The 14,685-nt window shown below is 57.2% G+C and carries 11 protein-coding genes; all 11 read left to right on the top strand.

Going from position 1 to position 14,685, the window contains the following annotated elements:
• Positions 1 to 132 precede the first annotated feature (132 nt).
• The 11 genes from AC0V6M_RS05960 to cobA all read left to right on the top strand — a co-directional run bounded on the left by AC0V6M_RS05960 (position 133) and on the right by cobA (position 14,675).
• A complete protein-coding gene (locus tag AC0V6M_RS05960; RefSeq protein ID WP_486137924.1) occupies positions 133 to 573 on the top strand; it encodes an ExbD/TolR family protein in 441 nt (146 codons plus the stop codon).
• 235 nt (positions 574 to 808) lie between these two features.
• Complete coding sequence (locus AC0V6M_RS05955; protein WP_486137923.1) at positions 809 to 1,390, top strand: ANTAR domain-containing response regulator; 582 nt, start codon at positions 809 to 811, stop codon at positions 1,388 to 1,390.
• A complete protein-coding gene (locus tag AC0V6M_RS05950) occupies positions 1,390 to 2,595 on the top strand; it encodes an ABC transporter substrate-binding protein (RefSeq protein ID WP_486137922.1) in 1,206 nt (401 codons plus the stop codon). Before AC0V6M_RS05955 ends, AC0V6M_RS05950 begins: the two co-directional genes overlap by 1 nt.
• Positions 2,596 to 2,804: 209 nt before the next feature.
• Positions 2,805 to 4,235, top strand: a complete 1,431-nt coding sequence (locus tag AC0V6M_RS05945; protein WP_486137921.1) for a CmpA/NrtA family ABC transporter substrate-binding protein — start codon at positions 2,805 to 2,807, stop codon at positions 4,233 to 4,235.
• Between the two features lie 22 nt (positions 4,236 to 4,257).
• On the top strand, positions 4,258 to 5,322 hold the full coding sequence (locus tag AC0V6M_RS05940; protein ID WP_486137920.1) for an ABC transporter permease: 1,065 nt from the start codon (positions 4,258 to 4,260) through the stop codon (positions 5,320 to 5,322).
• Positions 5,323 to 5,333: 11 nt separating this feature from the next.
• A complete protein-coding gene (locus AC0V6M_RS05935; RefSeq protein WP_486137919.1) occupies positions 5,334 to 7,019 on the top strand; it encodes an ABC transporter ATP-binding protein in 1,686 nt (561 codons plus the stop codon).
• Positions 7,020 to 7,179: 160 nt separating this feature from the next.
• Positions 7,180 to 8,391 carry an alginate export family protein gene (locus AC0V6M_RS05930; RefSeq protein WP_486137918.1) on the top strand — a complete coding sequence of 404 codons (1,212 nt, stop codon included), beginning with the start codon at positions 7,180 to 7,182 and terminating at the stop codon, positions 8,389 to 8,391.
• Between the two features lie 39 nt (positions 8,392 to 8,430).
• On the top strand, positions 8,431 to 10,950 hold the full coding sequence (gene nirB / locus AC0V6M_RS05925; RefSeq protein ID WP_486137917.1) for a nitrite reductase large subunit NirB: 2,520 nt from the start codon (positions 8,431 to 8,433) through the stop codon (positions 10,948 to 10,950).
• A complete protein-coding gene (gene nirD, locus AC0V6M_RS05920) occupies positions 10,947 to 11,291 on the top strand; it encodes a nitrite reductase small subunit NirD (protein WP_486137916.1) in 345 nt (114 codons plus the stop codon). The genes nirB and nirD overlap by 4 nt, the downstream gene beginning before the upstream one ends.
• A 10-nt stretch (positions 11,292 to 11,301) precedes the next feature.
• A complete protein-coding gene (locus AC0V6M_RS05915; protein ID WP_486137915.1) occupies positions 11,302 to 13,875 on the top strand; it encodes a nitrate reductase in 2,574 nt (857 codons plus the stop codon).
• Positions 13,872 to 14,675: a uroporphyrinogen-III C-methyltransferase gene (gene cobA, locus AC0V6M_RS05910; RefSeq protein WP_486137914.1), complete on the top strand. Its 804-nt coding sequence runs from the start codon at positions 13,872 to 13,874 to the stop codon at positions 14,673 to 14,675. The genes AC0V6M_RS05915 and cobA overlap by 4 nt, the downstream gene beginning before the upstream one ends.
• Positions 14,676 to 14,685: the final 10 nt, after the last annotated feature.

The raw sequence follows: 14,685 nt of genomic DNA, 5'->3' as shown, positions 1-14,685 counted from the left end.
ACAAGGTACGCGTTTGGCAACCTAATTGTTATGATATACAGTCTTACATCTAACGCGAACATCGAACGGAAAAGCACCCACCGCAACGCAGACATCACCCAGCCAAGCCATCATCATAAAGGAGATGAAACCATGCCAATGACAATGCGCCGCCCGAACGGATTTGCGAGCCGCAAAGAGACCATGGGCGAGATGAATGTCACTCCCTTTATCGATGTACTCTTGGTTTTGCTGATCATGCTGATGCTGGCGATCCCAATTCAGACCAATACCACCGAGATCGACTTGCCAGTGGGGCCATGCGTGGACTGCACCGCCAATCCGAAAATCAACATTGTCCATATCGACGCCTCAGACCAATTGTTCTGGAACGGCGAGGCCGTGAACCGCGACAGACTGCGCGCATCGCTAGAACTCGCCAGCGCTATGCCCGAAGAACCAGAGCTGCGCTTCGATCCGGATGCCTATGCGAGCTATGACCAATCCTCACGCACAATCGCGCTGATCAAAGACAGCGGCGCGACCAAATTCGCCTTCGTCGGCAACGAGAGGCACCAAGACTTCACGCGATGAGCGGCATGGGGGCGCGTTCTGAAAATGATTGGCAAGTGCACAGTCCAATCCAAGACCTAAGCGGACCCAAGACAGAAGTAGATTTCACAATCAGTGAATGACAACTAACGATCCATTCGCAGATCTCAGCCGAACTGGTGATCAATCGAATGCCGTCACCATGCACCTGTAAAGTGCGCTGCAAGTCCATAATTGGCACTTGCACAATAGCCCTGCTGCGTTGCACAATAGCGTAATGCGGATCGCTATTGTCGATGAAAGCGCTGCGCGCGCCACCATAATTGAAGAAGGTTTGGCGACGCTCGATCAGTGCGAGATCTTTACCGTCACCTCTCGCGAAGGTTTGCTGTCCCGGATTGCCGAGATTGCGCCGGACGTGGTGCTTATGGACCTGGGCAACCCTTCACGCGACATGCTCGAGGAATACTTCGCCGTTAGCCGGGCGCTGGACCGTCCGATTGCCATGTTCGTTGACAAGAGCGACGACGATTCCATCGCGGCATCAATTGATGCAGGGGTTTCCGCCTATGTGGTGGATGGTCTCGCTGCCAATCGCATCCGCCCGCTCCTCGACCTTACCATGCGGCGCTTTAATGCGTTTGCGAGGCTGGAGGCGGATCTAGCGGAGGCAAAAGGGAAGTTGGCAGAACGCGAAACCGTGGACAAAGCCAAGCGCATTTTGATGGACAGTAAGGGCTTAAGCGAGCCGGACGCCTACCGCGAACTGAGACGCAAGGCGATGTCTTCCAATCGCCGTATTGTCGAGATTGCCGACGCGCTTGTCACGGCCCATGACTTGATGAAGGACACCGATTGATGAAGCGCCTTTCCATTGGTTTCCTGCCGCTGGTCGATGCGTGCCTCCCAATTCTGGCGCATGAGCACGGGTTTGCGCAGGAGCAAGGGCTCGAGCTTACCTTTGTGCGCGATGTGTCGTGGGCAACTGTGCTGGATCGCTTGCTGTATGGGCACACCGATGCCGCTCATATGCTGGCACCATTGGCCATCGCAACCACGCTGGGGCGCGGCCGGCCAGCTCAGCAGCTCGCAGCGCCCTTTGTGCTTGGCCTAAATGGCAATGCTATTACGCTCTCCAATACGCTTGCAGAGGCGATTGGAACCGGTGGTTCGCTTGGCGACCCGAAGGAAGTTGGCGCGAAGCTCAAGGCCGAAGCGATCAAAGCGAAAGCGGCAGGTAAAAAGCTGCGCTTCGGTGTTGTGCACCGCTATTCGAGCCATAATTACATGCTGCGCTATTGGTTGGCGGCTTGTGACATTACCCCTGATGAAGAGGTGGAGATCGTCACCGTGGCGCCGCCGTTCAGCGCAGATGCTCTGGAAGCTGGCGAGATCGACGGATCCTGCGTGGGCGAACCTTGGAACAGCATCGCAGTTGATCGCGGCGCGGGCCAGATCGTTCTGGCGACGGCGCAAATCTGGCGCCGCGGCGTTGAAAAAGTGCTCGCGATGCGCGCCGATCATCTCGATGAAAAACGCGAAGAGGTGAAAGCCCTGATCCGAGCTATGCGGCAGGCAGGCGCGCATTTTGTCAACCCGGACAATTGGCAGACAAACGCCGCTATCCTCTCACGCCCTGAATATTGTGATGCTCCATCCGATTTGATCCTGAGGGCCATTTCTGATCAATTGGTTCTGCGACAAGGCGGAGAGCCCACCCAATATCCTGACTTTATGTTCCAGCACCGCGAGGCCGCGAACTTTCCCTGGGTTAGCCAGGCAGAATGGCTCTACACGCAAATGGTCCGGTGGGACGGGCTGAAATACAGCGCAGAAGACGCTGCGGCGGCTGCCCGAGTCTTTAGACCCAACGTCTATCGAGAAGCGCAAAAGGGAACCGGAGACTCATTACCTGGGGCCAGTTCCAAGGTTGAAGGAAGCGTAACCTTGCCCCTTGCGACGACGGCGCAGCAAGGCTCTATCACACTGACAAACAACAGCTTTTTTGACGGTGAAAGTTTTGATCCAGATAAGATTGAAGCGTACATTACTGGGCAAAAGTGATGCTGCACTGCAAAAAAACGCTTTACCTTTGATAGCAATGTGCAGTACTTGATTCGTGGACGGGGCGAGCTTCCAATGATGTGAAGCTCACAGAAAGCCTCGTAATTCTTATTTCAATATGCGTGGCAACGGTGCCGCCCGAATTCAGGCTTTTTGGTCTGTTCGTGGCGGCTTTTTTGCGTTGTCCGCATCACTAAAGGGAACGAGCAATGGCAGTGATGGCGGGATTTGAATTTAACCGACGTGGGGTTTTGACTGCGGTTTTGGCTAGCCTGGCCTTGGCGGGCTGTGGTGGTTCGCCAAGCGAGGGATCAGGCGAGACTGTTACCGCCGCCACACTCGATGGAGAGATTGAAAAACCCAATCTGAAATTTGGGTTTATCAAACTTACCGACATGGCTCCTCTCGCGATTGCGAAAGAAAAAGGGTTTTTTGCGGATGAAGGACTCAACGTAACGCTTGAGCCGCAGGCAAACTGGAAGGTTCTGCTTGATGGAGTGATTGGCGGGCAACTTGACGGCGCGCACATGCTGGCCGGTCAACCGCTGGCCGCGACCATCGGCTACGGCACCAAAGCGGATCTCATCGCACCGCTTAGCCTCGATCTCAATGGCAATGCCATCACCCTATCGAACAGGGTGTGGGACATGATTAAAGCTGATCTGCCCAAGCGAGCAGATGGCAAGCCGCAGCACCCGATCTCGGCTGAACACCTTAAACCAGTGGTCGCTGCGTTTGAGGAGCAGGGCAAGCCGTTCAATATGGGCATGGTCTTCCCGGTCAGCACACACAATTACGAGCTTCGCTATTGGTTGGCTGCGGGCGGACTGAAGCCTGGATATTATGCCGATGGCGATGTGCAGGGTGTGATTGATGCGGACGTCAAACTGTCCGTTACCCCGCCCCCGCAAATGCCGGCAACGCTCGAAGCTGGCACAATCGAAGGGTATTGCGTCGGCGAACCATGGAACCAAGCGGCGGTATTCAAGAAGATCGGTGTGCCGGTCATCACTGATGATCAGATCTGGAATGACAATCCTGAGAAAGTCTTCGGCCTGCGCGAGGATTTTGCCGAGCAATATCCGGCAACGACAGCAGCAATGCTGCGCGCGATTATCAAGGCGCAGCAATGGCTTGATGCCGATGGCGGTGCCAATCGCAAAGAGGCCGTCGAGATCCTGTCTCGCCCCAATTATGTTGGCGCTGACGCGGAAGTGATCGCTGCATCGATGACAGGCGTGTTTACATTCGAGCCGGGCGACACACGCGAGGCCGAAGGGTTTAACATCTTCTTCGAAAAGTTCGCGGGTTACCCCTATTATTCCGACGCTATTTGGTACCTAACTCAAATGCGTCGCTGGGGACAGATCTCTCAGGACAAGAGCGACGAGTGGTATTTCGAAACCGCTAAGTCAGTCTACCGCCCAGACCTCTATCTCGCCGCTGCCAACAAGCTGGTCGAAGATGGTGTGATCCCCGCTGCAAGCGTGCCGGAAACAGATGGCTTTAAGGGTGAACAAGAAGGTTTCATCGATGGCATCACCTATGATGGCAAAAAGCCAAATGACTACCTCGGCAAGTTTTCGATCGGTCTGAAACAAGGCCAAACCGTCACCGCCTCTGGCGTGTCGAGCAAGTAATCAGAGCGATTGGAGAAGCCAAATGGCAACTGCATATGTAGACGGAGAGGCGGCAGCGGGGTCAGAAGTGACCCCGCCAGCCGACGGCTCAACGACATCTAGCGCAGCATCTGATGCCGCTGAGAAAAACGCAGAAGCTGCGGCAAGCCCCAATCCAATTGCGGCAAAGGTCGCTGATTTTGCCAAATCCCTGCTTTGGCCAACAATCGGTATCTTCGGGTTTCTGGCACTGTGGGCTGTGTTGGCACCGCAAGTGGATACCTCGCTTGGTACATTGCCAGGTCCAGTGGAAGTGGGTGAGCAAGGCATTGCACTGTATGATGAATACTCCGCTGCCAAAGAGGCGGAGGGTCAGTTCTATGCCGATCAGGATGCGCGCAATGAAGCCGCAATTGCTGCCGGAAATTCAGGCGCAGTGCGAGACTTTGAATATGCGGGGCCACCTACATTCCTCGATCAGATTGTGACTTCGCTGCAAACGGTTGCTTTGGGCTTTATTCTGGCGACAATCTTTGCCGTACCGATTGGTCTGTTGGCTGGGCTTTCCACGCGCTTTAACGCAGCGATCAACCCGCTCATTCAGATCATGAAACCGGTTAGCCCGCTCGCTTGGCTGCCGATTGTGACAATGGTGATCTCAGCGATGATCACGAGCGCAGACCCGCTTTTACCCAAAGCCTTTGTTATCTCGGCGCTCGTGGTGATGCTGTGCTCGCTCTGGCCAACACTCATCAACACCGCCGTTGGCACAAGCTCAATCGACAAAGACTTGCTCAATGTAGGTAAAGTGCTGCGGCTTGGCTGGTTTGCAAAGCTCACGCGGCTCGTTTTGCCAGCGTCCCTGCCCTATATCTTCACCGGAATGCGGCTCTCGTTAGGTGTTGGCTGGATGGTTCTGATCGCCGCAGAAATGCTGGCGCAGAATCCCGGCCTTGGCAAATTCGTCTGGGATGAGTTCCAAAACGGAAGCTCGCAAAGCCTTGCACGGATCATGTTCGCAGTGGTCGTCATTGGCCTCATCGGCTTCATGCTCGACCGGATAATGATGAGCCTGCAATCACTCGTTTCCAAGAACCGTACAGTCTGAGGGGAATTGTGATGAGCGATACTGCATTTCTTTCTCTCGCCGGGGTGACCAAGTCTTACAAGGGTAAGAACGGTGAAACGACCGATGTCCTTGCTGGCATCGACCTGGATGTCCGCGAGGGGGAATTCATCGCCATTCTGGGCTTCTCGGGCGCCGGCAAAACGACTTTGATTTCCAGTGTCGCCGGTCTGGTTCAGCCTGATGGGGGATCAATCACCCTGCGCGGCAAACCGATTAATGGCCCTGACCGAGAGCGCGGGCTGGTGTTTCAGTCCTACTCCCTGTTCCCCTGGCTGTCGGTCAAACAGAACGTCGCTCTGGCTGTAGATGCGGTGCATAAAGATCGCAGCAAGGCGGATCGTGAGGCGCTGATAAAGCAGAAAGTCGAGCTGGTCGGGCTTGATCACGCGATGGATCGCAAACCCGCCCAACTTTCCGGCGGCATGCGTCAACGTGTGGCGGTTGCGCGTGCGCTCGCTATGGAGCCGGAAATTCTTTTGCTGGACGAGCCGCTCTCTGCGCTCGATGCGCTGACCCGCGCGAAGCTTCAGGACGAAATTGAGCGTATCCGCAAGGAAGAAGGACGGACGATTGTCCTGGTCACTAATGACGTGGACGAGGCGCTGCTGCTGGCAGACCGCATCGCAGTTCTGACGCCCGCCCCCGCGGCAAAGATCGGTAAGATGTTCGATGTTGATGTGGCGCGGCCACGTGAGCGTGAGGCGGTCAATGATGACCTGCAATATCAATCGCTGCGCAAGGAAATTGTCGGTTATCTAAGCGCGTTGAATTCAGACGCTGGCGCGGCTGGTGAGAGCAGCATTGACTTGCCAAATGTCACGCCGCTCGATCTCGCGCCGCCACCGCAAGCGTACCGCGAGGCAGCATTCAGCCCCGTCGAAAAACGCTATCTTGAGTTTTACAAGCTCGACAAGGTCTATCCGACACCGAAGGGGCCGCTCAAAGTGGTCGAGAACTTCGACCTGCTGATGGATAGAGGCGAGTTCATCTCGCTGATTGGCCATTCGGGTTGCGGTAAATCGACCGTGCTCACCATGGCGGCGGGCCTGAATGAAATTACCGGCGGCGGCATTGTGCTGGACAACCGCGAGATTAGCGCCGCCGGGCCGGACAAGGCCGTGGTGTTTCAGGCGCCCAGCCTGATGCCATGGCTGACCGCGCGGCAGAATGTCGAGCTAGGCGTCGAGCGCGTCTACCCGCATGCCGAAAAGTCGGAACGGCGCGACATCGTTGAATATTACCTCGAACGGGTCGGTTTGGGCGATGCAATGGACAAGATGGCGGCAGAAATGTCGAACGGCATGCGTCAAAGGGTCGGCATTGCCCGCGCCTTTGCTTTGTCGCCGCGCCTGCTCTTGCTGGATGAGCCATTTGGCATGCTGGACAGTCTCACGCGCTGGGACTTGCAGGACGTGCTGGTGGACGTATGGAACCGTACCAAGGTGACAGCAATCATGGTCACGCATGATGTCGATGAGGCAATCCTGCTCGCGGACAAGGTGGTGATGATGACCAACGGTCCGCGCGCGACAATCGGAAAGGTACTCGAGGTAGATTTGCCGCGCCCGCGCGATCGCAAAGAGCTGCTCGAGCACCCCAAATTCTATCAATACCGTCAGGAAGTCCTGCATTTCTTGGCGGAATATGATCACGGTCCGGCTGCAAAAGTGGCCTGATCACAACCTATTTGCAGGGCGGGATAGCAACGGCGCTATCTCACACAGCCCTGTCTAAATTTGCGGCCCTTAATCGGGTCGTGCTTCGCGGGCAGCGGCGCTCGCCTTCCAACTCTCCAGCAAGGGACGCTCGCGTCCGAACAATCAAAGGAAGGTCTTCATGCGTAAAACTCTAGGAATCGCCGCGCTGCTCACGTCAACAATGTTCGCCGCTCCAGCCTTGGCGGATGCTGGCGATCCTATCGAGATTGGTGAAGGCGTGACGCTTGATCCGATCCTCGATGTGCGGTTTCGGGTTGAAACGGCCGATCAACCAACTTTCCCAGACAATGCAAGCTCGGTCACAGTTCGCGCACGGGCAGGCGCTCAGATCGCCAGTGGAGGGTTCTCTTTCCTCGCCGAAGCGGAAGGGACCGTCGCGCTGGATGACAATTACAACGATACGATCCCGGGTAATGGGATTGAACCATTTCCGGTCATCGCGGACCCGGACAGTTTCGACCTAAACCGGCTGCAAGTGGCCTATAAGGGCGACAATTTCGGCGTAACCCTTGGTCGCCAGCGGGTCATCCTTGGCGACGCGCGCTTTGTCGGCAATGTCGGCTGGCGTCAGAACGAACAGACCTTTGATGCCGTGCGCGGAACCGCGAAATTCGGCCCGGTCTCGCTCGATGCGACCTATGCCATTCAGCAAAATACGATCTTTGGCAGCGAAAGCCCGAACAGCGATTTCGACGGCGACTTCGTTTTCCTGAACGGGAGTCTCGACCTCGACGTGGTGAAGGCAACCGCATATTCCTACACCATCGATTACGACACGCGGCTGGCGTTCTCCAGCCAGACCTTTGGCGGCGTGGTATCCACGAGTATTCCGGCTGGCCCGCTCAAAATCGGTCTTCGCGCAGGAGTAGCGACACAGTCGGACATCGGCGGAAATCCTATCGTTTATGATGCTGGATACCTCGTCGGCGAAGCAAGCGCACAATTCGCAGGCTTTACCCTGCGCCTGCAATATGAAGAGCTTGGCAGTGATAATGGGATCGCCGCGTTCCAAACTCCGCTTGCGACAGCGCACAAGTTTAACGGCTTTGCGGATCTGTTCCTTGTGACGCCTGCCACGGGCCTGCGCGATAGCAATGTGCGCCTGGCCAAGAAGTTCACCATCCCAGGGCTCACCACTTTCACAGCGGCCGTGACCTATCATGAATTCGACAGCGATTTTGGCGGTATCGACTACGGGACGGAGTTTGACGCGGTCGTAAGTTTCAAGGCCGGGCCGTTCGGCATCCTTGCCAAATATGGCAGCTACAACGCCGATAATTTCGCCGTCGATACCGACCGCTTCACGCTGCAGGCCGGCATCAGTTTTTGATCCTCAGACACACGCAAACAAGCAAACGGAGAGAGCAAAGTGAACGCGCAAACAAGCTTTGAAAGCGGCGCAGGTTTGGAAGGCCGCGAACGTCTGGTCGTGATCGGCAATGGTATGGCTGGCTGCCGCGCGGTGGAGGAAATCCTTGCCGCTTGCCCGGATCGCTATGCCATTACGATCTTCGGCGCAGAGCCTCGGGTCAACTACAACCGCATCATGCTCTCTCCGGTTCTGGCTGGCGAGAAGACCTTCGATGAAATCGTTATCAACACCGAAGAATGGTACACTGAAAACGCGATCAAGCTGATTGCAGGCGACCCCGTGGTTCATATCGACCGGGAGGCACAGCAAGTCGTATCGCGCGGCGGAGTGATCGAGAGTTTTGACAAGCTGTTGATCGCCACCGGCTCTGATCCTTTCGTCATCCCGGTGCCCGGCAAGGACTTGGACGGTGTCGTCACTTTCCGCGATCTTGATGATGTCGAAACAATGCTGGCCGCCGCCAACACCAACACAAAAGCCGTCGTGATCGGCGGCGGTTTGCTGGGGCTGGAGGCGGCGCACGGGCTTTCATTGCGCGGTATGGAAGTGACCGTTTTGCACCTGATGCCAACGCTGATGGAGCGGCAGCTTGATGAAGCGGCCGGTTTCTTGCTCAAGTCCGAGCTGGAAGGCCGGGGCATGACCATCCTTACTGGCGCGGACACGGGTGAAATCGTCGAAGCGGATGGCAAGGTCGCTGGCGTCAAGCTGAAAGACGGCACTGAGATTGAGGCCGATCTGGTCGTCATGGCGGTTGGCATCAGGCCCAATGGCACCTTGGCAAAGGCATCCGGGATCGACGTCGAGCGCGGCATTGTTGTCGATGACCATATGGTCACATCGGACCCCAATGTGCTCGCCGTGGGCGAATGCGTTCAGCATCGCGGCGCGTGCTATGGTCTGGTCGCACCGCTTTGGGATATGTGCCGTTCACTGGCAGCCGGACTGGCTGAGCAGCCTAAGGGGTATGAGGGGTCCGTCACCTCCACCAAGCTAAAAGTCTCCGGCGTTGACCTGTTTTCCGCTGGTGACTTTTCCGGCGGCGAGGATTGCGAAGACATCGTCATGCGCGATGCCTCTCGCGGGATATACAAACGCGTTGTCGTCAAAGACGACAAGGTCATCGGTGCCGTCCTTTACGGCGACACCCAAGACGGCAATTGGTATTTTGATCTTCTCAAAAAAGAAGAAGATGTCTCGGATATCCGTGAAGCCCTGATCTTTGGTCAGGCCTTCGCATCAGGGGGCGTATCGCTGGACCCTAAAGCCGCCGTTGCAGCATTGTCCGACGACGCAGAAATCTGCGGCTGCAACGGCGTATCAAAAGCTCAGGTCGTCGGATGTATCAATGATGGCGCAAACAGCGTCGATGCGGTGCGCTCCACTTGCAAGGCCTCGGCCAGCTGCGGATCGTGCACCGATCTGGTCGAGAGCCTGCTCGCGCTGACATTGGGTGATGAGGTTGAGGAAAGCGCTAACACGATGTGCGGCTGCACCTCGTTTGGCCATGACCATGTGCGCCAATCGATTGTCGAGCGTGAATTCAAATCCATCCCAGAGGTCATGCAGGAACTGCATTGGTCGACGCCTGATGGCTGCTCCAAATGCCGCCCGGCGCTCAATTACTATCTGCTGTGCGCATGGCCGGGCGAGTATATTGACGATCAGAAAAGCCGCTTCGTCAACGAGCGCCTGCACGCCAATATCCAAAAGGACGGCACCTATTCGGTTGTCCCGCGCATGTGGGGCGGCGTCACCAATCCGCGAGAGCTGCGCGCGATTGCTGACGTGACCGAGAAATACAATGCCCGCATGGTGAAAGTCACCGGGGGTCAGCGGCTCGACATCTTTGGGATCAAGAAGGAAGACCTGCCTGCTGTTTGGGCCGATCTCAACGCCGCAGGTATGGTATCAGGCCATGCCTACGGCAAGTCGCTTCGCACGGTCAAAACCTGCGTGGGGTCCGAATGGTGCCGCTTTGGAACGCAGGATTCCACTGGGCTTGGCATTAAGCTGGAACAGATGAGCTGGGGCAGTTGGATGCCTCATAAGTTCAAGATGGCTGTATCTGGCTGTCCAAGGAACTGCGCCGAGGCGACGATCAAAGACTTTGGCGTGATCTGTGTCGATTCTGGCTACGAAATCCATATTGGCGGCAATGGCGGCATCAAAGTGCGCGTCACCGACCTGATTGGTCGCGTCGAAACCGAAGAGGAAGCGTTGGAACTGAGCGCCGCCTTTATCCAGCTTTATCGGGAAGACGCCTGGTATCTGGAACGCACGGCACCTTGGGTGGAGCGCAAGGGTCTGGAATGGGTCAAATCGCAGCTGTTTGATGATCCCGCGACCGTGCCTGCTTTGGCTAAACGGTTCCGCTTTTCACAAAGCTTTAGCCAAGATGATCCGTGGGCGCAGCGTGCCTCTGGTGATCGCGCTGATCTACACAGCCATGTTGGCTCTATTGGCGCAGGCCCGCCGACCGATGGCGCGATCAAGCAAGTGGAGCCGGCAGAATGAGCGCGCCAGATTGGGTAAGCGTTTGCGCCAGCAGCGCCATTGAGCCGGGCATGGCTGGCACAGTGCCGGTTGATGGCGGGCCAGAGATTGCGGTCTTCCACACAATCGGCGGCGATTTTTACGCGCTCGTCAATTCCTGTCCGCATAAAGGCGGTCCGCTCAGCCAAGGTATCGTCCATGGCGACAGCGTTTCGTGCCCCTTGCACAATTGGCGCATTTCGCTCCGCTCCGGCGAGGCGCTTGGGGAAGATGAAGGTTGTACGCCAACCATCCCGCTGAAAGTTGAAGACGAGCTGATTTGGCTTGACCGGGCGGCGATAATGGCCCGGCAAGGGGCCTGAGTTACAGCCGATGGGATCGATCAAAACCACTTGTGCCTATTGCGGTGTCGGATGCGGCATCCGCGCTGAGGTCACAGAGGAACGGTCGGTCACGATTGCAGGCGATAAGACGCACCCCGCCAATCACGGTTCGCTGTGCTCAAAGGGCACGCATCTGGGCGAAACGGTTGGGCTGGACGGGCGCCTGCTGCACCCCATGATCAATGGTGAGCGCGCCGCTTGGGACACAGCAACCGCCGAAGTGGCCGCTCGCATGCAGGCCTGCATTGACGAACACGGCCCCGATAGCGTCGCGTTCTATGTCTCAGGGCAATTGCTTACCGAAGACTATTACGTCGCCAACAAGCTGATGAAGGGCTTTGTTGGTAGCGCCAATATCGACACCAATTCCCGACTTTGCATGGCGAGCGCAGTGGCGGCGCATAACCGCGCCTTTGGTGAGGATGTGGTTCCTTGCACGTATGACGATCTGGATGCGGCTGATCTGGTCCTGCTGGTCGGATCGAACACCGCTTGGTGTCACCCTGTCATCTGGCAGAGGTTGGAAAAAGCGCGGGACGAGCGCGGCACAAAGCTGGTTGTTATTGACCCACGCCGCACCGAGACCGCTGAACGGGCTGACCTGCATGTACCCGTTGCTCCAGATGGCGATATTGCATTGTTTAATGGTCTGTTGGCGGCGCTGCATGATCGCGGGCTGATCGACCAAGCGGGGCTTGAGCAAACGTGTGAAGCGCCCGGCAACTTGTGGGACGATCTGGCATGCGACCCCGGGATTGACCCGGAATTGTTCGAAAAGCTGATTGATCTCGTCGCCGCGCATCCGCGCATGATTACCCTGTTCAGTCAGGGCGCCAATCAATCTGTTTGCGGAACGGATAAAGGCAATGCGATCATCAATCTTCACCTTGCCACGGGGCGGATCAACGCGCCCGGCATGGGACCGCTCAGCATAACCGGACAGCCTAATGCGATGGGCGGACGTGAAGTGGGCGGGCTTGCCAATATGCTGGCATGCCATCTTGGCTTTTCGGCCCCTGAACGCAAAGGTGTCGCTGAGTTTTGGCAGACTGACCAATTGTGCAGTGGCCCGGGCCTGAAGGCAGTCGACCTGTTCGAGGCAGTGCATCGCGGTGATGTGAAGTTCATCTGGGTCATGGCCACCAATCCGGCGGTTTCGATGCCCAATGCTGGCCGTGTGCGAGAGGCTTTGGCGAAATGCCCGACGGTGGTGGTATCCGATGTTATGGCCGATACGGATACGGGCAAGTTTGCACATATCAATCTGCCAGCTCTCGCGTGGGGCGAGAAAGATGGCACTGTGACCAATTCAGAGCGGATGGTGAGCCGTCAGCGCGCCCTCTTCGCGCCTCCGGGTGAGGCGCGCGCCGATTGGCGCATCATATGCGATGTGGCGAGCGCGATGGGTCACGCATCGGCATTCGATTTCCCGACCAATGCGGATGTTTTCCGCGAATATGCGGCCATGACCGCCCTCGCCCAGCAGCATAGCCGCAAGCTGGACCTCACGGCATGGGCGGAGTGTTCCCATACGCAATATGATGCGATGGAGCCGTTCCGATGGGGCGGTGAGCACCCGTTCAGCTCGTGCTATTCCACTCCTAGCGGCAAGGCTCGGCTGCTTGCCGTTAGCCCACCTGCGCAGCGCCAGGTCGACCCTGAATTCCCGCTCCGGCTCAATACGGGTCGTTACCGCGATCAATGGCACACAATGACGCGCACTGCGCTTAGCCCCACGCTCTCCCTGCATCGCCGCGAACCGCTGGTCGAAGTCCATCCCGAGGATGCGCAGAAATTTGCGCTGACGGACAAAGGATTGGCCGAAGTCAAAACGCCTTATGGTGTGTCACTTTTTCGTGTTCAGATCACGGACACCCAAGCACCCGGCACGATCTTCACACCAATGCACTGGACGGATATCTTTTCGGCTGCGGGACGGACTGGTTATCTTGCGAAGCCAGAATGCGATCCATACTCCAGCCAACCGGGGTTTAAGGATACGCCCGCAACGCTCGCCTCGTTTGAACCCGAATGGCGAGCCTTTCTCGTCAGCAAAGATGCAGCTGCGCCAGAGTGTGAATACTGGACCACCAGCGCTGTTAAGGGCGGCTATCTCACTGAATTGGCGGGCACCGGATCAATCGATCTGGAGGGATTATTGCCAGCCGGAGAACGTTCAGAAGTGTCTGACATGGCCCGCGGCATGCGGCGCGTCGCGGTATGTGACAGGGATGGCCAATTACTGGCCGCTGCGTATCTCACGCGTTCTGGCGAGCTGCCCGAGCGGGACTGGGTCGCTGCACAATTGGGCCAAAAGGGCAGCGTGCTTGCCGAATTGCTGGCTGCACGGCCAGCCAAACCACTTCCGCCGACGGGACCGATTGTGTGTGTGTGCCACGGCATAGGGGAACAACAGATCCTGGCCGCAATTGATGGCGGCGCGCACAGCGTCTCGGACATTGGCAGCCGCACCAAAGCTGGCACCAATTGTGGCTCATGCCGCCCGGAAATCGCTCGCATGCTGGGACAGATACAACCGGCAATCAAGGAAGCTGCGCAATGAGCAATATCGCCATGAATGACTTTCCCAAAGGAAGCGTTTGGCTGGTCGGTGCCGGGCCGGGTGATCCAGAGCTGTTGACGCGAAAGGCAGAGCGTCTGCTGAAACGCGCAGATATCGTGTTTTACGATGCTTTGGTTAGTGACGGGATACGCGCCCTCATCCCGGATCAGACACCGCAGCATTCGGTTGGCAAGCGCTCTGGCAGGCATTCTGTCCCACAACCGATGATCTGCGACTATATTGTCAAAGCGGCCCTGTCTGGCAAACGCGTGGTCCGTTTAAAAGGCGGCGATCCTTCAATTTTCGGCAGAGCCAACGAAGAAATTGACGCCTGCCACGATGCGGGAATACCGATCCAAGTCTGCGCCGGTGTTACCACCGCGAGCGCAGCGGCGGCATCGCTTACCACATCTCTCACCACACGCGGGCTCGCCCGCCGGCTCACTTTTGTGACCGCGCATACAAAAAATGGTGCTGTTCCTGATTTGGATTGGGCGGCCCTTGCCGACCCGCAGGCAACAATTGCGGTCTACATGGGCAAAGCCGCCGCTCCGCACATATCCGGCGGCCTGATAAGCGCCGGACTAGCGCCCGATACGCCCGTAGTGCTTGTCGAAAACGTCAGCCTGCCGAGCGCGCGTGAATTTCACACGCGGCTCGACATGCTGCCCATCGCGGCCACATCGGCGCTGGGCGATGGTCCGGCAATCATCCTGATCGGGGAAGCCATGCGGTGCAGCGCAGAACGTGCACCAGCACGCGCACACGCAATCGCAGAATTGACGGAAAATTCGGCTTAGTGCTTGCGCT

Source organism: Erythrobacter sp. JB3-1, assembly GCF_057364995.1.
The sequence above is the reverse complement of the archived record's forward strand: the minus strand, read 5'-3'. Positions and strand labels throughout refer to the sequence as shown.